Annotated in this window: 32 protein-coding genes; all 32 read right to left on the reverse strand. The window is 62.4% G+C overall.

The features are described 5' to 3' along the window. Positions 1 to 5: 5 nt before the first annotated feature. The 32 genes from EKO19_RS04675 to rpoC all read right to left on the reverse strand — a co-directional run bounded on the left by EKO19_RS04675 (position 6) and on the right by rpoC (position 23,017). Positions 6 to 1,010: a DNA-directed RNA polymerase subunit alpha gene (locus EKO19_RS04675; protein WP_116808871.1), complete on the reverse strand. Its 1,005-nt coding sequence runs from the start codon at positions 1,008 to 1,010 to the stop codon at positions 6 to 8. A 101-nt stretch (positions 1,011 to 1,111) separates the two neighbouring features. Next, complete coding sequence (gene rpsD, locus EKO19_RS04680; RefSeq protein WP_129775221.1) at positions 1,112 to 1,735, reverse strand: 30S ribosomal protein S4; 624 nt, start codon at positions 1,733 to 1,735, stop codon at positions 1,112 to 1,114. A 20-nt stretch (positions 1,736 to 1,755) separates the two neighbouring features. Continuing rightward, the gene (gene rpsK, locus EKO19_RS04685) at positions 1,756 to 2,169 is read right to left on the reverse strand and encodes a 30S ribosomal protein S11 (protein ID WP_129775222.1); all 414 of its coding nucleotides are present in this window, start codon (positions 2,167 to 2,169) and stop codon (positions 1,756 to 1,758) included. A 9-nt stretch (positions 2,170 to 2,178) separates the two neighbouring features. After that, complete coding sequence (gene rpsM, locus EKO19_RS04690; RefSeq protein WP_129775223.1) at positions 2,179 to 2,559, reverse strand: 30S ribosomal protein S13; 381 nt, start codon at positions 2,557 to 2,559, stop codon at positions 2,179 to 2,181. A 189-nt stretch (positions 2,560 to 2,748) separates the two neighbouring features. Next, positions 2,749 to 2,862, reverse strand: coding sequence for a 50S ribosomal protein L36 (rpmJ, locus tag EKO19_RS04695; protein WP_116808875.1), 114 nt, complete (start codon positions 2,860 to 2,862; stop codon positions 2,749 to 2,751). Positions 2,863 to 2,907: 45 nt separating this feature from the next. After that, positions 2,908 to 4,206: a preprotein translocase subunit SecY gene (secY, locus tag EKO19_RS04700; RefSeq protein ID WP_129775995.1), complete on the reverse strand. Its 1,299-nt coding sequence runs from the start codon at positions 4,204 to 4,206 to the stop codon at positions 2,908 to 2,910. Positions 4,207 to 4,304: 98 nt separating this feature from the next. After that, positions 4,305 to 4,754, reverse strand: coding sequence for a 50S ribosomal protein L15 (gene rplO / locus EKO19_RS04705; RefSeq protein ID WP_129775996.1), 450 nt, complete (start codon positions 4,752 to 4,754; stop codon positions 4,305 to 4,307). A gap of 14 nt (positions 4,755 to 4,768) precedes the next feature. After that, positions 4,769 to 4,963 carry a 50S ribosomal protein L30 gene (gene rpmD, locus EKO19_RS04710; RefSeq protein ID WP_129775224.1) on the reverse strand — a complete coding sequence of 65 codons (195 nt, stop codon included), beginning with the start codon at positions 4,961 to 4,963 and terminating at the stop codon, positions 4,769 to 4,771. Positions 4,964 to 5,007: 44 nt separating this feature from the next. Then, positions 5,008 to 5,514, reverse strand: coding sequence for a 30S ribosomal protein S5 (gene rpsE / locus EKO19_RS04715; protein WP_129775225.1), 507 nt, complete (start codon positions 5,512 to 5,514; stop codon positions 5,008 to 5,010). Positions 5,515 to 5,525: 11 nt separating this feature from the next. Then, entirely contained in the window at positions 5,526 to 5,876 is a 351-nt protein-coding gene (gene rplR / locus EKO19_RS04720; protein ID WP_129775226.1) for a 50S ribosomal protein L18, read from the reverse strand. A gap of 67 nt (positions 5,877 to 5,943) precedes the next feature. Beyond that, positions 5,944 to 6,480 (reverse strand): 50S ribosomal protein L6, encoded by a 537-nt coding sequence (rplF, locus tag EKO19_RS04725; protein WP_129775227.1) that lies wholly within the window; start codon positions 6,478 to 6,480, stop codon positions 5,944 to 5,946. A 15-nt stretch (positions 6,481 to 6,495) separates the two neighbouring features. Beyond that, positions 6,496 to 6,891 carry a 30S ribosomal protein S8 gene (gene rpsH, locus EKO19_RS04730; RefSeq protein WP_129775228.1) on the reverse strand — a complete coding sequence of 132 codons (396 nt, stop codon included), beginning with the start codon at positions 6,889 to 6,891 and terminating at the stop codon, positions 6,496 to 6,498. Between the two features lie 27 nt (positions 6,892 to 6,918). After that, the gene (gene rpsN, locus EKO19_RS04735) at positions 6,919 to 7,224 is read right to left on the reverse strand and encodes a 30S ribosomal protein S14 (RefSeq protein WP_129775229.1); all 306 of its coding nucleotides are present in this window, start codon (positions 7,222 to 7,224) and stop codon (positions 6,919 to 6,921) included. A gap of 16 nt (positions 7,225 to 7,240) precedes the next feature. Then, positions 7,241 to 7,786, reverse strand: a complete 546-nt coding sequence (gene rplE, locus EKO19_RS04740; protein ID WP_129775230.1) for a 50S ribosomal protein L5 — start codon at positions 7,784 to 7,786, stop codon at positions 7,241 to 7,243. Between the two features lie 48 nt (positions 7,787 to 7,834). Beyond that, positions 7,835 to 8,149, reverse strand: coding sequence for a 50S ribosomal protein L24 (gene rplX, locus EKO19_RS04745; protein ID WP_129775231.1), 315 nt, complete (start codon positions 8,147 to 8,149; stop codon positions 7,835 to 7,837). Between the two features lie 10 nt (positions 8,150 to 8,159). After that, on the reverse strand, positions 8,160 to 8,528 hold the full coding sequence (gene rplN / locus EKO19_RS04750) for a 50S ribosomal protein L14 (RefSeq protein WP_129775232.1): 369 nt from the start codon (positions 8,526 to 8,528) through the stop codon (positions 8,160 to 8,162). Beyond that, complete coding sequence (gene rpsQ / locus EKO19_RS04755) at positions 8,525 to 8,815, reverse strand: 30S ribosomal protein S17 (RefSeq protein WP_129775233.1); 291 nt, start codon at positions 8,813 to 8,815, stop codon at positions 8,525 to 8,527. Before rpsQ ends, rplN begins: the two co-directional genes overlap by 4 nt. A 2-nt stretch (positions 8,816 to 8,817) precedes the next feature. Further along, the gene (gene rpmC / locus EKO19_RS04760; RefSeq protein ID WP_129775234.1) at positions 8,818 to 9,024 is read right to left on the reverse strand and encodes a 50S ribosomal protein L29; all 207 of its coding nucleotides are present in this window, start codon (positions 9,022 to 9,024) and stop codon (positions 8,818 to 8,820) included. Positions 9,025 to 9,034: 10 nt separating this feature from the next. Continuing rightward, entirely contained in the window at positions 9,035 to 9,448 is a 414-nt protein-coding gene (rplP, locus tag EKO19_RS04765; protein WP_129775235.1) for a 50S ribosomal protein L16, read from the reverse strand. A gap of 11 nt (positions 9,449 to 9,459) precedes the next feature. After that, positions 9,460 to 10,158 carry a 30S ribosomal protein S3 gene (gene rpsC, locus EKO19_RS04770; protein WP_129775236.1) on the reverse strand — a complete coding sequence of 233 codons (699 nt, stop codon included), beginning with the start codon at positions 10,156 to 10,158 and terminating at the stop codon, positions 9,460 to 9,462. A 5-nt stretch (positions 10,159 to 10,163) separates the two neighbouring features. Further along, positions 10,164 to 10,505, reverse strand: coding sequence for a 50S ribosomal protein L22 (rplV, locus tag EKO19_RS04775; RefSeq protein ID WP_129775237.1), 342 nt, complete (start codon positions 10,503 to 10,505; stop codon positions 10,164 to 10,166). A gap of 5 nt (positions 10,506 to 10,510) precedes the next feature. Then, positions 10,511 to 10,789 (reverse strand): 30S ribosomal protein S19, encoded by a 279-nt coding sequence (gene rpsS, locus EKO19_RS04780; protein ID WP_129775238.1) that lies wholly within the window; start codon positions 10,787 to 10,789, stop codon positions 10,511 to 10,513. An 18-nt stretch (positions 10,790 to 10,807) separates the two neighbouring features. Beyond that, the gene (gene rplB / locus EKO19_RS04785) at positions 10,808 to 11,632 is read right to left on the reverse strand and encodes a 50S ribosomal protein L2 (RefSeq protein WP_129775239.1); all 825 of its coding nucleotides are present in this window, start codon (positions 11,630 to 11,632) and stop codon (positions 10,808 to 10,810) included. 30 nt (positions 11,633 to 11,662) lie between these two features. Next, complete coding sequence (gene rplW, locus EKO19_RS04790) at positions 11,663 to 11,962, reverse strand: 50S ribosomal protein L23 (RefSeq protein ID WP_129775240.1); 300 nt, start codon at positions 11,960 to 11,962, stop codon at positions 11,663 to 11,665. Next, on the reverse strand, positions 11,959 to 12,576 hold the full coding sequence (rplD, locus tag EKO19_RS04795) for a 50S ribosomal protein L4 (protein ID WP_129775241.1): 618 nt from the start codon (positions 12,574 to 12,576) through the stop codon (positions 11,959 to 11,961). Before rplD ends, rplW begins: the two co-directional genes overlap by 4 nt. Positions 12,577 to 12,588: 12 nt before the next feature. Further along, positions 12,589 to 13,281 (reverse strand): 50S ribosomal protein L3, encoded by a 693-nt coding sequence (rplC, locus tag EKO19_RS04800; RefSeq protein WP_129775242.1) that lies wholly within the window; start codon positions 13,279 to 13,281, stop codon positions 12,589 to 12,591. Between the two features lie 594 nt (positions 13,282 to 13,875). Next, the gene (gene rpsJ, locus EKO19_RS04805; protein WP_129644601.1) at positions 13,876 to 14,190 is read right to left on the reverse strand and encodes a 30S ribosomal protein S10; all 315 of its coding nucleotides are present in this window, start codon (positions 14,188 to 14,190) and stop codon (positions 13,876 to 13,878) included. 57 nt (positions 14,191 to 14,247) lie between these two features. After that, positions 14,248 to 15,438, reverse strand: a complete 1,191-nt coding sequence (gene tuf / locus EKO19_RS04810) for an elongation factor Tu (RefSeq protein WP_129775243.1) — start codon at positions 15,436 to 15,438, stop codon at positions 14,248 to 14,250. 69 nt (positions 15,439 to 15,507) lie between these two features. Next, the gene (fusA, locus tag EKO19_RS04815) at positions 15,508 to 17,598 is read right to left on the reverse strand and encodes an elongation factor G (RefSeq protein WP_129775244.1); all 2,091 of its coding nucleotides are present in this window, start codon (positions 17,596 to 17,598) and stop codon (positions 15,508 to 15,510) included. A gap of 102 nt (positions 17,599 to 17,700) precedes the next feature. Continuing rightward, the gene (gene rpsG / locus EKO19_RS04820; RefSeq protein WP_116808904.1) at positions 17,701 to 18,180 is read right to left on the reverse strand and encodes a 30S ribosomal protein S7; all 480 of its coding nucleotides are present in this window, start codon (positions 18,178 to 18,180) and stop codon (positions 17,701 to 17,703) included. A 41-nt stretch (positions 18,181 to 18,221) separates the two neighbouring features. Continuing rightward, positions 18,222 to 18,596: a 30S ribosomal protein S12 gene (rpsL, locus tag EKO19_RS04825; protein ID WP_129644597.1), complete on the reverse strand. Its 375-nt coding sequence runs from the start codon at positions 18,594 to 18,596 to the stop codon at positions 18,222 to 18,224. 218 nt (positions 18,597 to 18,814) lie between these two features. After that, entirely contained in the window at positions 18,815 to 23,017 is a 4,203-nt protein-coding gene (rpoC, locus tag EKO19_RS04830) for a DNA-directed RNA polymerase subunit beta' (RefSeq protein ID WP_129775245.1), read from the reverse strand. Positions 23,018 to 23,065 lie beyond the last annotated feature (48 nt).

Consider the following 23,065-nt stretch of genomic DNA (forward strand, 5'->3'; position numbering starts at 1 on the left):
AGTCTTTAGATGACGTCTCTATCGTCATCGCGCTTGAGGCTGACCGGCGGCCAGTTGTCCAGGCGCATGCCGAGCGACAGGCCGTGGCTCTCCAGGACTTCCTTGATCTCGGTGAGCGACTTCTTGCCGAGGTTCGGAGTACGGAGCAGCTCCACTTCGGTCCGCTGCACGAGATCGCCGATGTAATGGATGTTCTCGGCCTTCAAGCAGTTCGCGCTGCGAACCGTGAGCTCGAGCTCGTCCACCGGACGCAACAGGATCGGATCGAACTGCTGCTCGGCAGCCTTCGACGCGCCCTCGTCCTGGCCCTGCAGATCCACGAACACCGACAGCTGATCCTTCAGGATCGAACCGGCGCGGCGAATGGCTTCTTCCGCATCGATCGTGCCGTTGGTCTCGATGTCCAGGATCAGCTTGTCCAGGTTCGTGCGCTGCTCGACGCGCGCGCTCTCGACCGTGTAGGTCACGCGGCGGATCGGGCTGAACGACGCATCGAGCTGCAGACGGCCGATCGGGCCGCTGGACTCTTCGAACGTGGCGCGCTGGATGGCCGGACGGTAACCGCGGCCGCGCTCCACTTTGAGCGTCATATTCAGTTCACCAGCCTTCGTCAGATTCGCGATCACGAGGTCGGTGTTCAGCACTTCCACGTCGTGGTCGAGCTGGATGTCGCCCGCGGTCACGGGGCCCGGGCCCTTCTTGTGGAGGCGCAGCTCGGTCTCTTCACGCGCGTTCAAGCGGATCGCGACCTGCTTCAGATTCAACAAAATGTCGACGACGTCTTCCTGCACGCCCTCGATGCTGGTGTACTCATGGAGCACGCCATCGATCTCCGCTTCGGTGATCGCGCAGCCCGGCATGGAAGACAACAGCACGCGGCGCAGGGCGTTACCCAGCGTGTGTCCGAAGCCGCGCTCAAACGGCTCGATCACGACTTTCGCCTGCTTGGCGGTCGTGGGAGTCACTTTGACGACGCGAGGCTTCAGGAATTCGCCAACGGATGCCTGCATGGACCATTCACCTGTTTAGGTAAGTGTTGGGGATAAATCAGATATCGATCCCCGGAAGATATGGGCTGGAGGCGGATTTAACATCCGCCCCCAACGCAAACTTATTTCGAATACAACTCGACCACGAGGTTCTCGTTGATCTCGGGCAGAATCTCTTCGCGGTCGGGCAGCTGCTTGAACGTGCCGGTAAATTTCTTCTCATCGACCTCAACCCATGCCGGGAACCCGACCTGGGACTTGATCTGCAACGCGGTCTGGATGCGCAGCTGCTTCTGCGCCTTGTCACGAACCGCGATCACGTCGCCGGCGCTGCACTGGTACGAAGGGATGTTCACCACTTCGCCATTCACCGAGATCGACTTGTGGCTGACCAGCTGACGGGCTTCGCTGCGCGTGGCGGCGAATCCCATGCGGTAGACCACGTTGTCGAGACGGCCTTCCAGGAGCTGCAACAGGGTCGAACCCGTCGCGCCCGGACGACCGGTGGCCTTGATGTAGTAGTTGCGGAACTGTCTTTCAAGGACGCCGTACATGCGGCGCAGCTTCTGCTTCTCGCGCAGCTGCAGGCCGTAGTCGGACAAACGACCACGACGCTCACCCTTGATGCCGCCCGGCGGCACTTCCAGCTTGCACTTCGATTCCAGCGACTTGACGCCGCTCTTCAAGAACAAGTCGGTGCCTTCGCGGCGGGACAGCTTGCACTTCGGACCAAGATAACGAGCCATGCGACTTCCTTAGCGACGCGTCAGACGCGGCGCTTTTTGGGCGGACGGCAGCCGTTGTGCGGGATCGGCGTGACGTCGGAAATGTTTGTAATCTTCAGACCGCAGGCGTTGAGCGCGCGGACAGCGGACTCGCGGCCCGGGCCGGGGCCCTTGACGCGCACTTCCACCATCTTCACGCCGTGCTCCTGAGCGGCGGTGCCGGCCTTCTCGGCGGCAACCTGTGCGGCGAACGGCGTGCTCTTACGCGAACCGCGGAAACCGCAACCACCGCTGGTCGCCCACGACAGGGTGTTGCCCTGACGATCGGTGATCGTGACGATGGTGTTGTTGAACGACGCGTGCACGTGGGCAATCGCATCGGTCACATGCTTTTTGACCTTCTTGCGAGCGCCACCCTTGGCGCCGCCCTGGCCCTGTTGCTTCTGTTCAGCCATAACTATCTCTTAGGCCTTGCCGGCCGGGGTGTTCATCTTCACCGCCGCCTTACGCGGACCCTTACGGGTGCGGGCGTTGGTGCGCGTACGCTGACCACGCAGCGGAAGGCCACGGCGATGACGGATGCCGCGGTAGCAACCGAGGTCCATCAAACGCTTGATGTTCATGGACACTTCGCGGCGCAGGTCGCCTTCGACGGTGAGCTTGCCGATCGCCGAACGCAGCGCAGCCACTTCCGCGTCGGTGAGGTTCTTCACCAGCGTGTTCAGCTTGACGCCCGCGGTCTCACAGGCCTTCTGAGCCTGAGTGCGGCCAATACCGTAGATATGTGTGAGGCCAACCCACACATGCTTGTTCATCGGAATGTTGACGCCGGCAATGCGAGCCATCTGCGGACTACTCCCCGCGACGAAAAGCGCGGAACTTTAAACTAAAAAACCCAGTAACTCAATGCTTTAAAAAGATCTAAAGCGCGTCTCGAGCAGCCGTCCCTGGAGCCTCGGCCAGCCCGTACCTCCGTGTACGGTCGTTCGGCCGGCGCGACGACACGTTAAGTGTCCTCGCGAAGACATCCGGCCTCACCCCTGACGCTGCTTATGTCGCGCGTCGGAGCAGATTACGTACACCACGCGGCGGCGGCGCACGACCTTGCAGTTCTTGCAGATCTTCTTGACTGATGCACGGACCTTCATGACTCACTCCCGCGGATCGCTCACGCGCCCGCCATCAAATGCTGACTAATTCTGCTGACCCGGGCGGCCGTAACCGCGCAGATTGGCCTTTTTCATCAGGCCCTCGTACTGGTGCGACATGAGGTGTGCCGCGACCTGCGCCTGGAAGTCCATGATCACCACCACCATGATCAGCAGCGAGGTACCACCGAAGTAGAACGGCACGCTGAAGCGCGAGATCAGGAACTCAGGCAGCAAGCAGACGATGGTCACGTACAGCGCACCCCACACCGTCAACCGCGTCAGCACCTTGTCGATGTACTCACCGGTCTGCTGACCCGGGCGGATGCCCGGAATGAAGGCGCCCGACTTCTTCAGGTTCTCCGCGGTCTCGCGCGAGTTGAACACCAGCGCGGTGTAGAAGAAGCTGAAGAAAATGATCAGACCGCCGTACAGGATCATGTGTGCCGGCTGACCCGGGGTCAGCGCCGCGGACACGTTCTGCAGCCAGGCGAAATTGCCCGAGCTGCCGCCCCAGCTGGCGATCGTCGCCGGAAACAGCAACAGGCTGGAGGCGAAGATCGGCGGAATCACGCCCGACATGTTCAACTTGAACGGCAGGTGAGTGCTCTGACCGGCGTACAGACGACGGCCCTGCTGACGCTTCGCGTAGTTCACCTGGATACGACGCTGGCCGCGCTCCACGAACACCACGAACGCGGTCACCGCGATCACCATGATGAACAGCACCAGCGCCAGCGCCGCGTTGATTTCACCGGTGCGCACCAGTTCCAAAGTACCGCCGATAGCCGCGGGCAAGCCCGCCACGATACCGGCCAGAATGATCATCGAAATGCCGTTGCCCAGACCGCGCTCGGTGATCTGCTCGCCCAGCCACATCAGGAACATGGTGCCGGCGATCAGCGTCATGGTCGCGACGAACACGAACTGCGGACCCGGCTGCAACACCACGCCCTGATTCTGGAACGCGATCGACGCCGAAGCGCCCTGCACCGCCGCCAGAATCACCGTGCCGTAACGCGTGTACTGCGTCAGCTTGCGACGGCCCGACTCGCCTTCCTTCTTGATCGCGGCCAGCGACGGCACGACCACCGCCATCATCTGAATGATGATGGACGCGGAGATGTAGGGCATGACGCCCAGCGCGAAGATCGACAGGCGTTGCAGCGCGCCGCCCGAGAACATGTTGAAGATGTCCAGGATGGTGCCCTTCTGCTCCTGGAAGAAGCGGGCGAGCGCCACCGGGTCGATACCCGGCGCTGGAATGAACGTGCCGATGCGATACACGATCAACGCGCCCAGCAAGAAGAACAACCGCTGTCGCAGCTCTGCGAAGCGGGTCATCTCGCCGAAGGCGGACAGAGACGCAGCGGTGGCGGGTTTGGTGGCCACGGAGTCCTTGTCGTTCAGTGAATCGTTACGATCGCGGCGTCAGAGGCTGCTTACTTGGCAGCCTCGAGCGCTTCGATCTTGCCGCCAGCCGCCTCGATGGCAGCCTTGGCGCCCTTGGTCAGGTGCACGCCCTTGATGGTCACGGCGCGGCTGATACCACCCGACAACACGATGCGTGCACGCTGGGCGAACTCCGGCACCAGGTTGGTGGCGCGCAGGACGTCCAGATCAATGACGTCGCCTTTGACCTTTGCAAGCTCCGACAGGCGCACTTCGGCGACGGTCGGGGCAATCCTGGAGCGGAAGCCGAACTTCGGCAGCCGGCGCTGGAGGGGCATCTGGCCGCCTTCGAAGCCGACCTTGTGATAACCACCCTTACGGGCGCGCTGACCCTTCACGCCGCGGCCGCAGGTCTTACCCTGGCCGGCGGAAGCGCCGCGACCGACGCGCAGACGCGTCTTCTTGCTGCCCGGAGCGGGCGAAATTTCATTGAGGCGCATGGTTTCGGTACTCATTAGCCCTTCACCTCTTCGACTTTCAGCAAGTGGCGCGAGGCGCTCAGCATGCCGCGAATTTCCGGCGTGTCCGACACAGTCACGGTGTCACGAATCCGGCGCAGACCCAGACCGCGCACGGTGGCGCGATGAGCCTTGAGCTGGCCGAAGACGCTCTTCACGAGCGTGACCTTGTAGCCCTTGTTGCTTGCCATGACGACTTCCTACTTCTATGAGGGCGCGTGAGTGATCGCCGGGCTCAGCCCAGGATCTCTTCCACGCGCTTGCCACGCTTCGCCGCGATGTCATCGGGCGACTGCGCGCTGTTCAACGCATTCATCGTGGCGCGCACGATGTTGATCGGGTTACGCGAGCCGTAGCTCTTCGCGAGCACGTTGCGCACGCCGGCACACTCGAACACGGCGCGCATGCCGCCGCCCGCGATCAAGCCGGTACCGTCGGCGGCCGGCTGCATGAACACGCGTGTTGCGCCGTGACGGCCGTGCACCGCGAAGTGCAACGTCGCGTTCTTCAGCGACACGTTCGACAGGTTCTTGCGGGCCGCCTGCATCGCCTTCTGGATCGCGACCGGCACTTCACGCGCCTTGCCGTAACCGAAGCCGACCTTGCCGCGTCCGTCGCCGACCACGGTCAGCGCGGTGAAGCCGAACTGACGGCCACCCTTCACGACTTTGGCGACGCGATTCACCGCGACGAGCTTTTCGATGTACTCGTCGCCCGCCTGGTTCTTTTCAACTCTTGCCATGGGTGTCTCTCTTAGAATTCCAGACCGTTTTCACGCGCGGCATCGGCCAGCGCCTTGATACGACCGTGGAACTTGAAGCCGGAACGATCGAAGGCCACTTTCGTGATGCCCTTCGCCTTGGCACGCTCGGCAATTGCCTTGCCGACGGCGGCAGCGGCAGTCGAATTGCCGGTGCCTGTCAAACCCTCGCGCACGTCCTTCTGCAAGGTCGACGCCTGCGCCAGCACCTTCGACTCGGTGTCGAAGATCTGCGCGTAGATGTGCTGAGACGTGCGATGCACCGACAGCCGCAGAACCTTCAGTTCGCGGATCTTGGCGCGAGCGCGGATCGCGCGGCGCAGTCGTTGAGCATTTTTGTTCATAAATAAAATCTCTAAAAAGTAACCGTTGCACCCTGGTATTCCATTCGGAACCCAGCGGCGCCGATGTTTACTTCTTCTTGGCTTCCTTCAGTTCGATCTTCTCGCCGGCATAGCGCACGCCCTTGCCCTTGTACGGCTCCGGCGGACGGAACGCGCGGATGTCGGCACAGACCTGGCCGAGCTTCTGCACGTCCGAACCCTTGACCAGAATTTCGGTCTGGCTCGGCGTTTCGATCGTGATGCCCTCGGGCGCCGTGTAGACGACCGGGTGCGAGAACCCCAGCGTGAGGTTCAGGTTCTTGCCCTGCGCAGCGGCGCGGTAACCGACGCCGACCAGCTCGAGCTTGCGCTCATAGCCCTTGCTGACACCGAGCACGATGTTCGCCAGGTGCGCGCGCGTCGAGCCCGCGACCATGTCGGCTTCGCGACCGTCGTTGGCCTTCTCGACCTTGAGCGTCGAGGCGTCCTGCACCACTTTCACCAAGCGGGCATTGAGCGCGAGGCTCAGCGTGCCCTTCGCGCCTTTGACGCTGATGGCGTCGGCGCTGATGGTGGCGGTCACGCCTTGCGGCAGTGGGACCGGCTGTTTTGCTACTCGAGACATTGCTGTGCGTCCCTATTAGGAAACGACGCAGATGACTTCGCCGCCGTGGCCCGCAGCGCGTGCCTGGCGATCGGTCATCACGCCCTTAGACGTGGAAACGATGGCAATACCCAGTCCGCCCAGGATGGAAGGCAGCTCGTCCTTCCCCTTGTAGACGCGCAGGCCGGGGCGGCTGATGCGCTCCAGGCGGTCGATGACCGGGCGGCCCTGGTAGTACTTCAGCTGTACCGCCAGCGTCGGCTTGCCCTCGACGTCGGTTGCGGAGAAATCTTCGATATAGCCTTCGTCCTTCAGCACCTTGGCAATCGCGACCTTCACCTTGGAAGTCGGCGCGTTGATTTCGGCTTTGCCAGAAGACTGCCCGTTACGAATACGGGTCAGGAAGTCGGCGATCGGATCCGTCATGCTCATTTATGCGTGCTCCAGAGGTACCAGCTGTTACCAGCTGGCCATGCCGAGGCCCGGAATTTCGCCGCGCATGGTCGCTTCGCGCAGCTTGGTGCGGCCCAATCCGAACTTGCGGTAGAAACCGCGCGGACGGCCGGTGATTGCGCAGCGATTACGCTGGCGGCTCTTGCTCGAGTCGCGCGGCAGAGCCTGCAACTGAGCGACAGCAGCTTCGCGTTCTGCCGGCGTGGAAGTCGGCTTGCGAATGATCTCTTTCAGCTTCGCGCGCTTGGCGGCGTAGCGCTTGACGAGCTTCGCACGCTTTTCTTCGCGATTGACCATCGATGTCTTGGCCATAACCTAACTCCCGCCGTTACTTGCGGAACGGAAAATTGAACGCTTCCAGCAACGCGCGGCCGGACTTGTCGTCCTTGGCGGTCGTGGTGATCGTGATGTCCATGCCCCGGATCGCATCGATCTGGTCGTATGCGATTTCCGGGAAGATGATCTGTTCCTTGACGCCGAAGTTGTAGTTGCCCTGGCCGTCGAAGGAGCGCGCGCTCACACCGCGGAAGTCGCGGATACGAGGCATCGCGATGCTCACCAGACGATCCAGGAACTCATACATGCGCGCGCCGCGCAGAGTCACCTTGGCGCCGATCGCGAGACCGTCGCGGACCTTGAAGGTCGCAACCGACTTGCGCGCGCGCGTCACCAACGGCTTCTGACCGGTGATCTTGGTGAGATCGCCGACCGCGTTGTCCATGATCTTCTTGTCCGCGACCGCTTCGCCGACGCCCATGTTGACCGTGATCTTGGTGATCTTCGGCACTTCCATGACGTTCGCGAGGCCCAGCGTCTCTTTGAGCTGGGACACGATCGTGTCGCGGTAATACTGTTCGAGTCTTGCCTTAGCCATCTTCGTTTAACCTTTGTGGACCCGCTCCGACGCCCATATCTATGGACATTAGGCGTCGACGGTTTCCTTGTTGGACTTGAAGAAGCGCACTTTCTTGCCGTCGGCAAGCGTACGGATGCCCACGCGGTCACCCTTCTTCGTCACGGGATTCCACAACGCCACGTTGGACAGATCGATCGAGGTTTCTTTCTCGACGATGCCACCCTGCACGTTACGCTGCGGGTTCGGCTTGGTGTGCCGCTTGACCATATTGATGCCCTCGACGACCACGCGGCCTTCGAGAACTTTGGTCACCGTGCCACGGCGGCCTTTGTCTCGGCCGGTGGTCACGACGACTTCGTCACCCTTACGAATCTTGTTCATGACCCAACTCTCAAAGAACTTCGGGAGCCAGCGAAATGATCTTCATGAACTGCGCGGTACGCAGCTCACGAGTCACGGGTCCGAAGATACGGGTGCCCACCGGCTCCAGCTTGTTGGTCAGCAACACCGCGGCGTTGCCGTCGAAGCGGATCAGCGAGCCGTCGGCACGACGCACACCGAACTTGGTGCGCACCACCACGGCGTCATAGACCTCGCCCTTCTTCACTTTGCCGCGCGGGATCGCATCACGGATGCTGACCTTGATGACATCGCCGACCGTCGCATAGCGACGCTTCGAGCCACCGAGCACCTTGATGCACATCAGGCTGCGGGCACCGCTGTTGTCAGCGGCATTCAACAACGTGCGCATCTGGATCATGGCGCGGCCTCCACGGCTTCAACCTGCACGGCGCGCTGGACGATCTTCACCAGACGCCAGGACTTGTGACGCGACAGCGGGCGGCACTCTTCGATGGCCACGGTGTCGCCTTCACGGCTTTCGTTGTTCTCGTCGTGAGCGAGAAACTGAGTCGAGCGGCGCTGATACTTGCCGTACTGAGGGTGCGGCACATAGCGCTCGACAGAGACCGTGATGGTCTTCTGCATCTTGTTGCTGACGACCTTACCGGTCAGCTGACGCGCAGCCTTGGTCTTAGCGGTGCTCATGTTTACTTACTACCTTTGGCGCGGCGCTGTTCGCCAGCCACGGTCTTCAAGCGCGCGATGTTGCGACGGACCTTGCTGAACTGGTCCGGCTTCGCGGCCTGGCCGGTGGCGCGGGCCATGCGGAGATTGAACTGTTCGCGACGCAGCTCCAGCAGCTCTTTCTGCAGGTCGGCGGGCGATTTGGCGCGCAATTCTTTGGCGGTGCTCATGGTCTATCTCTTACCGGACCTGGCGGGTCACGAACTGCGTGTCGACCGACAGCTTGGAGGCAGCCAGACGGAACGCTTCGCGAGCGATGCTCTCGGTCACGCCTTCCATCTCGAACAGCACCTTGCCCGGCTTGATCTTGGCGACGTAGTACTCGACGTTGCCCTTACCGGAGCCCATTCGGACTTCCAGCGGCTTCTTGGTGATCGGCAGGTCCGGGAACACACGGATCCACACCTGACCGCCACGCTTCACGTAACGGGTCATGGCACGACGCGCGGCTTCCAACTCACGCGCAGTCATGCGCGCGCGGCTGGTGGCCTTCAGGCCGTAGTCGCCGAAGGCGACATAGTTACCGCTCTGCGCGAGGCCGGCGTTGCGGCCCTTGAACGCCTTGCGGTACTTAGTGCGTTTGGGTTGCATCATGATCGGTTACCTCAGGCAGTGGCTTCAGCAGCCTGCGCCTGGCCTTCAGCCGACTCAGCCGGCTGTTCCTGCGTGTTGAACACTTCGCCCTTGAAGATCCACACCTTGACGCCGATGACGCCGTAGTTGGTGCGGGCTTCGGCGAGACCGTAGTCGATGTCCGCGCGCAGCGTGTGCAGCGGGATGCGGCCTTCGCGGTACTGTTCGGTACGTGCGATTTCGGCGCCGTTCAAGCGGCCCGCAACACGTACCTTGATGCCCAGCGCGCCGATGCGCATGGTGTTGGTCACGGCGCGCTTCATGGCACGACGGAACATCACGCGACGCTCGAGCTGCTGAGCAATGCCTTCGGCAACCAGCATCGCATCGAGCTCGGGCTTGCGGATCTCGGCGATGTTGATGCGCACGTCGGACGTCGGCATCTTCATCAGCTTCGAGACCTGACCGCGCAGCTTCTCGATGTCCTCGCCCTTCTTACCGATCACGATGCCGGGACGCGCGGTGTGAATGGTGATGTTCACTTTGCGCGCGGCGCGTTCGATCTGAATGCGGCTCACCGACGCTTCGGCCAGCTTCTTCTTCAGCAGCTCGCGCACCTGGAAGTCGGTGTACACGTGCGACGGAAAATTCTTGGTCGAGGCATACCACTTCGAGGTCCACTCACGGGTGATGCCGAGGCGGAAGCCGACCGGATTGACTTTTTGACCCATGGTTCTTACTCGCTCTTACCGTCGCCGACCGTCACGATGATGTGACTGTTGCGCTTCCAGATCCGATTGCCGCGGCCCTTGGCGCGCGCGTGGAAACGCTTCAGCACGGGGGCGGTGTCGACAGTGACGGTCTGCACCTTCAGCTCGTCCACATCCGCGCTCAGGTTGTTCTCGGCGTTGGCCACGGCCGACTCGAGAACTTTCAACACGAGGCGCGCGCCCTTCTTCGGCGTGTACTTCAGCGTGTTCAACGCGAGGCCGACGGGCTTGTCGCGGATCAAGTCCGCGATCAGGCGGCACTTCTGCGGAGAAATGCGCGCGTACTTCAGTTTGGCAGCGACTTGCATTGCAATTACTCCGCCGAGCTCTTCTTGTCGCCCGAGTGACCCTTGAAGGTACGCGTCGGTGCGAACTCACCCAGCTTGTGACCGACCATGTTCTCGGACACGAGCACGGGAATGTGCTGGCGGCCGTTGTGCACAGCCAGCGTCAGGCCGACGAAATCCGGCAGGATCATCGAACGGCGCGACCAGGTCTTGATCGGACGACGATCGTTCTTCTCGGCGGCGACGCGCACCTTCTTGGCGAGGTGCAAGTCGACGAACGGACCTTTCTTTACGGAACGAGGCACGTTGCTATCCTCTTAAGCTCAATTACGGCGGCGGATGATCATGCCCGCCGTGCGCTTGTTACGACGCGTCTTCTTGCCCTTGGTGTTCCAACCCCATGGGCTCACCGGATGCGGATTACCCTGGCCGGACTTACCTTCACCACCACCGTGCGGGTGATCGACCGGGTTCATGACCACACCGCGCACCGTCGGGCGGATGCCGCGCCAACGGATCGCACCGGCCTTGCCGTAGCTGCGCAGGTTGTGTTCGCCGTTAGAAACTTCACCGATGGTCGCGCGGCAGTCGACGTGCACCTTGCGCATCTCGGTGGAGCGCAGACGGATCGTCGCGTACATGCCTTCGCGAGCAGCCAGCTGGGCCGAGCCGCCGGCGCTGCGAGCGAGCTGCGCGCCCTTGCCGGGCTTCAGCTCGATGCAATGAATCGTGCTGCCGATCGGAATGTGGCGCAGCTGCATCGCGTTGCCAGCCTTGATCGGAGCTTCGGCGCCCGACATCACGGCATCGCCAGGAGCCATGTCCTTGGCCGCGATGATGTAGCGACGCTCGCCATCCTTGTACAGCACGAGCGCGAGATGCGCGGTGCGGTTCGGATCGTATTCGATGCGCTCAACTTTGCCGGCGATGCCGTCTTTATCGCGCAAGAAGTCGATGACGCGGTACTTCTGCTTGTGACCGCCGCCCTGGTGGCGCACGGTCTGACGGCCGAAGTGGTTGCGCGCGCCGGTCGAGTTCTTGTGCGTGACCAGCGACGTCTCGGGACCACCCTTGTGCAGGTGATCGCGCGAGATCTTCACCTGGAAGCGGCGGCCCGGCGAGGTCGGTTTTGACTTGATCAATGCCATGACTGATTTCCTGATGTTGCCGGTGGGCCGTTAGGCCTCGGTACCGGTCAGGTCGATGCTCTGACCCGGGGCCAGGCGCACATAAGCCTTCTTGTAGTCCTGCCGGCGACCGAGCCGCTGGCCGAAGCGCTTCTGCTTGCCGCCGACGTTCACGACGTTCACGTCCGCCACTTTGACTTCGAACATCAGTTCGACCGCGGCCTTGATGTCGCTGCTGGTGGCATCGCGACGCACGCGGAACACGAATTGGTTCGCCGTCTCGGCGATACGCGCGCTCTTCTCGGACACATGGGGTCCGAGCAGCACGTTCATCAGTTTTTCCTGACTCATGCGAGCCTCTCTTCGAGCAGGCGAACGGCACCGACCGTCGCGAGCACTTGGTCATGACGAGCGAGGCTCAGCGGATCGAGCGCGCTCACCGGCAACACGTCGACATACGGCAGGTTGCGCGAGGCGAGTTCCAACTTCTCGTCGAAGGCCTCGACCAGCACCAGCACGTTGTCGCCCTGGTTCAGTTCCTTGAGCTTCTGCAGCAGCAGCTTGGTCTTCGGCGCTTCCAGCTCGATGCCGTTGACGACCTGCAAGCGATCGGTACGGGCCAGCTGCGACAACATGGCCTGCAGACCGGCGCGATACATCTTGCGATTCACTTTCTGCGCGAAGTCACGCGGCTTGGCGGCGAATGCGCGACCACCACCAACCCAGATCGGGCTGCGGATGGAGCCGGCACGCGCCTGACCGGTGCCCTTCTGGCGCCACGGCTTGATGCCGCCGCCGCGCACTTCGGCCTTGGTCTTCTGCGCTTTGGTGCCCGCACGACCGGCCGCCATATAGGCGACGATGATCTGGTGCACCAGGGATTCGTTGTACTCGCGGGCGAACGTCGTGTCGGAGACCTGAACGTCCTGAGCCTGCGCGCCTTTGCTGATGAGTTTGAGGTTCATGGGCGACTACTCTTACTTCTTCGCCGGAGCAATGCGCTTGCGGCGCAGTTGCGCAGCAGCCTTCACCGACGGACGCACGATCACCTGACCGCCCTCGGCACCCGGAACGGCACCGCTGATCAGGATCAGGTTGCGCTCGGCATCGACGCGCACGACCTTGAGGTTCTCGATGGTGCGACGGACCTGGCCCATGTGGCCGGACATGCGCTTACCGAGGAACACGCGACCCGGGGTCTGACGCTGGCCGATGGAGCCAGGCGAACGGTGCGACACGGACACGCCGTGCGAGGCCGGCAGACCGCCGAAGTTGTGGCGCTTCATGGTGCCGGCGAAGCCCTTACCGATGGTGGTGCCGGTCACGTCGACGACCTGGCCCACTTCGAACGCGTCGACCTTGAGCTCGAAGCCCGCGGCGACATCCTTCAGGTCCTCGCCCTTCAAACGAAACTCGACCAGCTGCTTGCCGGGAGCGACTTTGACTTTGGCGTAGTGACCCGTGAGGGACTTGTTGGTATGCGACGCCTTGCGATCGCCGACCGCGACCTGGATGGCGCGATAGCCATCGGCTTCCAGCGTACGAACCTGCGTGACGCGGTTCGGCACGGCTTCGATGACGGTCACAGGAACGGCTTCACCCGCTTCCGTGTAGACGCGCGTCATACCCGCCTTTCGACCGACCAGACCCGGGGTCTTGGCAGCGCTCATCGTGATTCCTCGTTAATTACGGCGACACCGCCTGCCCCGGCTCATGACCGGTTCAGTGCGACACCGCGCTGATCCAACGCCCGCGACTACGATTGGCCGCGAACGGTAAAACTGACTTCTGCAGTGAAATCGGCGACGGGAGAATTCGAGGGGAACGACCGGAGACTTCCGATCATGCCGCTCGAGCGGTACCCCGTCAGGGCCAGACCTCGGCGCAAAGAGGCGCGCATTATAGTCAGGTAGACCGACTTTGCAAGCGCCTTGCTGACTTACGCCAGCTTTTCGTCCCTGTCGCCGGTTGCCGGCCTTTCCCGTGCTTGCCGGCATAACCGGCCGCTTTCCTTTGATTTTAGTTGCGGGCTTCGCCCGCGCCCAAAAGGAGAGCCTTTCCTTGAAGCTGCCGGCGCAGTTTGCCAGCGGCTGCGCTTGCTGCGGCTCCGACGCTCTTCGCTTACTACGGCGCCAGCGGCTGCGGTCCCTACGGCGCCGGCGGAGCCGGCTGCCTTCCTTCCCGGGTTTGCGGGCGAAACCCGCAAACAAAACACACTCTGCTCGCGAGGAGCGCCGGCGTCAGCCGGCGACCCGAGCGAACTCTTAGTTCAGCTTGATCTGCACGTCCACGCCGGCCGGCAGTTCCAGCTTCATCAGCGCGTCGACGGTCTTGTCCGTCGGGTTCAGGATGTCCATCAGGCGCTTGTGGGTGCGGATTTCGTACTGGTCGCGCGCGTCCTTGTCACCGTGCGGGGAGACCAGCAGGGTGAAGCGCTCCATCTTGGTCGGCAGCGGCACCGGACCCTTGACGGTGGCACCCGTGCGCTTGGCGGTCTCGACGATTTCGCGCGCCGAGTTGTCGATCAGACGATGATCGAACGCTTTGAGACGGATGCGGATGTTCTGGTTCGTTGCCATGGTTGCAAATCTCTTGAAACGCCGGAGGGTTGGTTCCGCCGGCGCCCGTTAAATTGATTACTTGATGATCTTGGCGACGACGCCGGCGCCGACCGTCTTGCCGCCTTCACGGATGGCGAAGCGCAGGCCTTCTTCCATCGCGATCGGCGCAATCAGCTCCACCACCATCTTGATGTTGTCGCCGGGCATGACCATTTCCACGCCTTCCGGCAGCTCGCACGCACCCGTCACGTCCGTCGTACGGAAGTAGAACTGCGGACGATAGCCCTTGAAGAACGGCGTATGACGACCGCCCTCTTCCTTCGTCAGCACGTACACCTCAGCTTCGAACTGCGTGTGCGGCTTGATCGAACCCGGCTTGCACAGCACCTGGCCGCGCTCCACTTCTTCGCGCTTCGTGCCACGCAGCAGCACGCCCACGTTGTCACCCGCCTGGCCCTGGTCCAGCAGCTTGCGGAACATTTCCACGCCCGTGCAGGTCGTCTTCGTCGTCGGACGGATGCCGACGATTTCAACTTCGTCGTTCACCTTCACGATGCCGCGCTCGATTCGACCCGTCACCACCGTGCCGCGGCCCGAGATCGAGAACACGTCTTCCACCGGCATCAGGAACGCGCCGTCGATCGCACGCTCCGGCACCGGAATGTACTTGTCCATCTCCGCCACCAGCTGCACCACCGCCGGCACGCCGATCGGGCTCTGATCGCCTTCCAGCGCCTTCAGCGCCGAACCCTTCACGATCGGGGTCGTGTCGCCAGGGAAGTCGTACTTGCTCAACAGCTCCCGCACTTCCATTTCCACCAGCTCGAGCAGCTCGGCGTCATCCACCATGTCCGCCTTGTTCAGGAACACCACGATGTACGGCACGCCCACCTGGCGGGCCAGCAGGATGTGCTCGCGCGTCTGCGGCATCGGGCCGTCAGCGGCCGAGCACACCAGAATCGCGCCGTCCATCTGCGCCGCGCCAGTGATCATGTTCTTCACGTAGTCGGCGTGGCCCGGGCAGTCCACGTGCGCGTAGTGACGCGCATCCGAGGTGTACTCCACGTGCGCCGTCGCGATCGTGATACCACGGGCGCGCTCTTCAGGCGCCTTGTCGATCTGGTCGTACGCCTTGAACTCACCGCCGTGCTTCTCAGCCATCACCTTCGTCAGCGCGGCCGTCAACGTGGTCTTGCCATGGTCGACGTGGCCGATGGTGCCTACGTTCACGTGCGGTTTGGTGCGTTCAAATTTCTCTTTGGCCACGGCGGCGTTCCTCTATCTATAACTTTAAAAAGCTGACGATGTCTGTTGCTGGCGCACGAATGCGTGGCGTCAGCCCTTCTTGGTAATCACATTGGCGACGTTGGTCGGCACTTCCATGTACTTGGCGAACTCCATCGTGTACGTGGCACGGCCCTGGCTCATGGAGCGCATGGACGTGGAGTACTGGAACATCTCGGCCAACGGCACTTCCGCCGTCACGACCTTGCCGGAGATGGAATCTTCCATGCCGACGATCTGACCGCGACGGCGGTTCAGGTCGCCCACGATGTCGCCGTAATAATCTTCCGGCGTCACCACTTCCACTTTCATGATGGGCTCGAGGATCACCGGCTTGGCGGCGGACATCGCGTCCTTGAACGCCATGGAGCCTGCGATCTTGAACGCCATTTCGTTCGAGTCGACGTCGTGATACGAGCCGTCGAACAGCGTTGCTTTGACGTCCACCACCGGATAGCCGGCTAGAACACCATTCGCGGTCGCTTCCTTGATGCCCTTTTCGACCGCCGGGATGTATTCCTTCGGAACCGCACCGCCGACGATGCCATTGACGAATTCGAAGCCCTTGCCGGTCTCGTTCGGCTCGAGCGTGATCCACACGTGTCCGTACTGGCCGCGGCCGCCGGACTGACGCACGAACTTGCCTTCCTGGTCGACCTTGGCGCGGATGGTCTCGCGGTAGGCGACCTGGGGCTTGCCCACGTTCGCTTCCACCTTGAACTCGCGCTTCATGCGATCGACGATGATTTCCAGGTGCAGCTCGCCCATGCCGGCAATGATGGTCTGACCGGACTCCGGATCGCTCGACAGACGGAACGACGGGTCTTCCTTCGCCAGGCGCTGCAGGGCCAGGCCCATCTTCTCCTGGTCGGCGAGCGTCTTGGGCTCGACCGCCACCGAGATCACCGGCTCGGGGAAGTCCATCTTTTCCAGCTGGATGGAATGATCGGGGTCGCACAGCGTGTCGCCCGTGATCACGTCCTTCAGGCCCACGGCAGCGGCGATGTCGCCGGCGCGGACTTCCTTGATCTCGCTGCGCTCGTTGGCGTGCATCTGGAGCAAGCGGCCGATGCGCTCCTTCTTGCCCTTGCCCGGATTGCTCACGGTGTCGCCGGAGTTGAGCACGCCGGAGTACACGCGGAAGAACGTCAGGTTGCCGACGAACGGATCGTTGAGGATCTTGAACGCGAGCGCCGAGAAGCGCTCCTCGTCGCTGGCCTTGCGCGTGCCTTCCTTGCCATCGGGCAGCAGGCCTTTGACCGGCGGCATTTCCACCGGCGAGGGCATGAACTCGATGATGGCATCGAGCATCGCCTGCACGCCTTTGTTCTTGAACGCCGAGCCGCACATGCAAACCACGATCTCGTTACGGATCGAACGTTCGCGCAGGCCCTGCTTGATCTCGTCTTCGCTGAGCGTGCCGCCTTCGAGATATTTGTTCAGCAATGTCTCGTTGGCTTCGGCCGCGGCCTCGATCATCTTGGCGCGCCACTCCTCGCACTGCTCCAGCATGTCGGCGGGAATATCGCGGTGCTCGAAGCGCGTGCCCTGGGTGGCGTCGTCCCACCAGATCTCCTTCATGCGGATCAGATCGACCACGCCGACGAACTTGTCTTCGGCGCCGATCGGCAGCTGAATCGGCACGGCATTGCCGCGCAGGCGCTGCTGGATCTGCTCGACACAACGCAGGAAATTGGCGCCGGCGCGGTCCATCTTGTTGACGAACGCGATGCGCGGCACTTTGTATTTGTTCATCTGCCGCCAGACCGTTTCGGACTGCGGCTGCACGCCGGCCACCGCGCAGAACACGGCTACGGCGCTGTCGAGCACGCGCAGGCTGCGCTCGACTTCGATGGTGAAGTCGACGTGGCCCGGGGTGTCGATGATGTTGATGCGATGTTCGGGGAAGTTGTTTTCCATCCCCTTCCAGAAGCAGGTCGTGGCGGCGGCGGTGATGGTGATGCCGCGCTCTTGCTCCTGTTCCATGTAGTCCATGACGGCCGCGCCGTCATGCACTTCACCGATCTTATGCGATACGCCCGTGTAAAAAAGAATGCGCTCGGTCGTCGTCGTCTTGCCCGCGTCAATGTGGGCAGAGATGCCGATGTTCCGATAGCGTTCGATGGGCGTAGTACGGGCCACTAGGGTCTCTTAAATTCCGATGATTCTGGCGGGGTCCCCGCGAAATCGCTCCACAAACCGGTCCAGTTAGCACGGAGCTCACGCGATTTCGTGGGGTGCCCTTTACCAGCGGTAGTGAGCGAACGCCTTGTTCGCTTCCGCCATACGATGCGTGTCTTCACGCTTGCGCACAGCCGAACCACGGTTTTCGGAAGCATCGAGCAGTTCGGCGGCGAGGCGCTGAGCCATCGACTTCTCGCTGCGCGCCGAAGCGGCTTCGATCAGCCAGCGCATGGCCAATGTCTGGCGGCGAGCCGAGCGAACTTCAACGGGCACCTGGTAGGTGGCACCACCGACGCGGCGGCTCTTCACCTCGACCGTCGGCTTCACGTTGTCCAGCGCCTGGGTCAGCAGCTCGATCGACTGCTCGTTCGGCTTGCCGGTCTTCTCGGTGATGCGATCGACCGCGCCGTACACGATCTTTTCCGCGACCGACTTCTTGCCGCGCTCCATGACCATGTTGACGAACTTGGCCAGCAGCAGGCTGTTGAAACGCGGATCGGGAAGAATCGTGCGGGTCGGGGCCGAGGCTCTACGAGACATGAGGTACTACCTTCAAAAATTTCGAGGGTGGGTGGCGCCGGTTATTTCTTCGGGCGCTTCGCGCCGTACTTCGAACGGCCCTGACGGCGGTCGTTGACGCCCGCGCAGTCGAGGGTGCCGCGCACCGTGTGATAGCGCACACCGGGGAGGTCTTTCACACGACCGCCGCGGATCAGCACCACCGAGTGTTCCTGCAGGTTGTGGCCTTCGCCGCCGATGTAGCTGATGACCTCGAAGCCATTGGTCAGGCGCACCTTGGCGACCTTACGCAGGGCGGAGTTCGGCTTTTTCGGCGTCGTGGTGTACACGCGCGTGCAGACACCGCGCTTCTGCGGGCATGCGGCGAGCGCGGGCACCTTCGTCTTGTAATTCGGCGAAGTGCGCGGCTTACGGACGAGCTGACTGATACTGGCCATAACCTAATGATTCCTAAAGAGAACACGAAGCCGCCTAGCTGTTCGCTAAGGCGGCCTGACTAAATCCGGGTGACTGGCGGGCGGAGGATGGTCGACGCCGGCCAAATCAAAGGCGCGGGATTGTAGGAATGTGACCCTGCAGTGTCAACGGCTTAGAGCCCCGGACACGTCGATTCTCACGGGAAAGGGGAGGGTTGACCCTCCCCCGGCCCAATTCCTTACTCCGCGTCGGACGAGGCCTCCGCCGATTCCTCGGTATCCACCCCACCACCGCCCATATCCATGAAGCCGCGACCCGTGCCGGAATCCCGGCGACGGCGACGCGAGTGGAAGAACGAGCCCGTACCCGCCGGGATGAGCCGGCCGACGATGACGTTCTCCTTCAAGCCACGCAGGTCGTCCTTCAGACCGCGTACGGCCGCTTCGGTCAACACGCGGGTGGTCTCCTGGAAGGAGGCCGCGGAGATGAACGACTCGGTCGCCAGCGACGCCTTGGTGATACCCAGCAGCACCGGCTCGAGGCGCGCGGGAATCTTGCCCTGCTCCTCGATGCGCTCGTTGACATCGGTCACGCGGGCGCGATCCAGCTGCTCGCCGCGCAACAGGACGGTGTCGCCCGCATGGGCGATTTCGACCTTACGCAGCATCTGGCGGATGATCACTTCAATGTGCTTGTCGTTGATCTTCACGCCCTGCAGCCGGTACACGTCCTGGATTTCGCGGACCAGGTAGTTGGCCAGCGATTCCACACCCTGCAGGCGCAGGATGTCGTGCGGGTTCGGCTCGCCGTCGGCGATCACTTCGCCGCGCTCCACCTGCTCACCTTCGAACACGTTCAGGTGACGCCACTTCGGAATCAGCTCCTCGTGCTTCTCACCCTGCTCGTCGGTGATGATCAAGCGGCGCTTGCCCTTGGTCTCCTTGCCGTAGCTCACGGTGCCCGAGTACTCGGCGAGGATCGCTGAGTCCTTCGGCTTGCGGGCTTCGAACAAGTCCGCGACGCGCGGCAGACCGCCGGTGATGTCGCGGGTCTTCGACGACTCTTGCGGGATACGCGCGATAACGTCGCCGACCGATACCTTGGCACCGTCTTCCAGGCTCACGATGGCGCCGGTAGGCAGCGCGTACACGGCCGGAATGTCGGTGTTGGCGAAGGTGACTTCCTTGCCCTTGGCGTTGACCAGGCGCACGACCGGACGCAGGTCCTTGCCGCCCGAGCTGCGCTGCTTCGGATCCATCACGACGGTGCTGGACAGGCCGGTCACTTCGTCGACCTGGCTCTGCACGGTCACGCCGTCGATGAAGTCCTGGAACTTGATGAAACCCGCCACTTCGGTCACGACCGGGTGGGTATGCGGATCCCAGGTCGCCACGATCTGGCCCGGCTCGATCGGATCGCCGTCCTTCACCGTGATCACGGCGCCGTACGGGATCTTGTAACGCTCACGCTCGCGACCGAACTCGTCGATCACGCCGAACTCACCGGAGCGCGAGGTCGCGACCCAGTGGCCCTTCTCGTGGTGCACGGTCTTCAGGTTATGCAGACGCGCGGTGCCCTTGCCCTTCGTTTCCACGGAGTTCGCGGCAGCCGCTCGAGACGCCGCACCACCGATGTGGAACGTACGCATCGTCAGCTGAGTACCCGGCTCACCGATGGACTGAGCGGCGATGACGCCGACCGCTTCACCCATGTTGATGCGATGACCACGCGCGAGGTCGCGGCCATAGCACTGCGCGCACACGCCGTAGCGGATCTCGCAGGCGATGGGCGAACGTACCTTCACCTGGTCCACGCCCTCGGCTTCGAGCAGCTTGACCAGCTTTTCGTCGATCAGCGTGCCGGCGGCCACGACCACCGACTCGCCGTTCGGCTTCATCACGTCTTCCGCGGCCACGCGACCCAGCACGCGCTCGCCCAGACCTTCGACCACGTCGCCGCCTTCGACGATCGGAGCCATGGTCAGGCCGTTGTTGGTGCCGCAGTCCTCTTCCGTGACCACCAGGTCCTGCGCCACGTCGACCAGACGCCGGGTCAGGTAACCGGAGTTCGCGGTCTTCAACGCGGTGTCGGCCAGACCCTTACGAGCGCCGTGCGTCGAGATGAAGTACTGCATGGCGTTCAAGCCTTCACGGAAGTTCGCCGTGATGGGCGTCTCGATGATGGAGCCGTCCGGCTTGGCCATCAGGCCGCGCATACCGGCGAGCTGACGAATCTGGGCCGCGCTACCGCGGGCGCCCGAGTCGGCCATCATGTAAATCGAGTTGAACGACTTCTGCGTGACCGTCTGACCCTTGGAGTTGACGACGTCTTCGACGCCGAGCTTGTCCATCATGGCCTTGGCCACCTGATCGTTGGTACGCGACCAGATGTCGACCACCTTGTTGTAACGCTCGCCGTTGGTGACCAGACCCGAAGCGTACTGCTCCTGAATCTCCTTCACTTCACGCTCGGCGCCACCCAGGATGCGGCCCTTCTGCTGAGGCACGACCATGTCGTCGACGCCGATCGACACACCGGCGCGCGTCGCGTACGCGAAGCCTGTGTACATCAGCTGGTCGGCGAACACGACGGCTTCCTTCAAGCCGACGCTGCGATAGCAGAGGTTGATGCAGCCGGAGATGGCCTTCTTGGTCATATCGCGGTTCACGACATCGAACGACATGCCCTTGGGCACGATCTCCGACAGCAGCGAACGACCGACGGTCGTGTCGACGACGCGCGTGCGAGGACGGAAGTTGCCTTCCTCGTTCTTCACGTACTCGACGATGCGGACCTTCACCTTGGCCTGCAGGTCGGCATGGCGGCTCTCATAGGCGCGATGCACTTCCTGCACGTCGGTGAACATCATGCCCTCGCCCTTCGCGTTCACGCGCTCGCGGGTCATGTAGTACAGACCGAGCACCACGTCTTGCGACGGCACGATGATCGGGTCGCCGTTGGCGGGCGACAGAATGTTGTTCGACGACATCATCAGCGCGCGGGCTTCGAGCTGCGCTTCCAGCGACAACGGCACGTGCACGGCCATCTGGTCGCCGTCGAAGTCGGCGTTGAACGCGGTACAGACCAGCGGATGCAGCTGGATCGCCTTGCCTTCGATCAACACCGGCTCGAACGCCTGAATGCCCAGACGGTGCAGGGTCGGCGCGCGGTTCAACAGCACGGGATGTTCGCGAATGACTTCTTCGAGAATGTCCCACACTTCCGGACCTTCACGCTCCACCATGCGCTTGGCGGCCTTGATGGTCGAAGCTTCGCCACGCAGCTGCAGCTTGGAGAAGATGAAGGGCTTGAACAGCTCCAGCGCCATCTTCTTCGGCAGACCGCACTGATGCAGGCGCAGGGTCGGGCCCACCACGATCACGGAACGACCGGAGTAGTCGACGCGCTTGCCGAGCAGGTTCTGACGGAAGCGGCCCTGCTTGCCCTTGATCATGTCGGCCAGCGACTTCAACGGGCGCTTGTTCGTGCCGGTGATGGCGCGACCGCGACGGCCGTTGTCGAGCAGCGCGTCCACCGCTTCCTGCAACATGCGCTTTTCGTTGCGCACGATGATGTCCGGCGCGTTCAACTCGAGGAGCCGGCGCAGACGGTTGTTACGGTTGATGACGCGGCGATACAGATCGTTCAGATCGGACGTCGCGAAGCGGCCGCCATCCAGCGGCACCAGCGGACGCAGATCCGGCGGCAGCACCGGCAGCACGGTCATGACCATCCACTCCGGCTTGTTGCCGGACTCGATGAACGACTCGAGCAGCTTCAGGCGCTTGGTGAGGCGCTTGATCTTGGTCTCGGAATTGGTGCCGAGGATCTCTTCGCGAACCTTGAGCACTTCCTGCTGCAGGTCCAGCGACTTCAGCAGCTCGTACACGGCTTCGGCACCCATGCGGGCATCGAACTCGTCGCCGTGCTGCTCGATGGCTTCCAGATACATTTCGTCGGTCAGCAACTGACCGCGCTGCAGCTGGGTCATGCCCGGCTCGATCACCACGAACGCTTCGAAATACAGCACGCGCTCGATTTCACGCAGCGTCATGTCGAGCATCAGACCGATGCGCGACGGCAGCGACTTCAGGAACCAGATATGAGCGGTCGGGCTGGCGAGCTCGATGTGGCCCATGCGCTCACGGCGCACCTTGGACTGGGTCACTTCGACGCCGCACTTTTCGCAGACCACGCCGCGATGCTTCAGGCGCTTGTACTTGCCGCACAAGCACTCGTAGTCCTTCACCGGTCCGAAGATCTTGGCGCAGAACAGACCATCACGCTCAGGCTTGAACGTGCGGTAGTTGATGGTTTCCGGCTTCTTCACTTCGCCGAACGACCACGAGCGGATCATTTCGGGCGAAGCGAGCCCGATCCGGATGGAATCGAAGTTCTCGACCGGAGTGTGCTGCTTGAAGAGCTTTAGCAAATCTTTCATGTCATCACCTATTTGAGTGTGCAGAAGAGGAATGAGTAAGCGCTTGCG

Source organism: Peristeroidobacter soli, from assembly GCF_004138485.1.
GTDB classification, from domain to species: Bacteria; Pseudomonadota; Gammaproteobacteria; order Steroidobacterales; family Steroidobacteraceae; genus Steroidobacter; species Steroidobacter soli.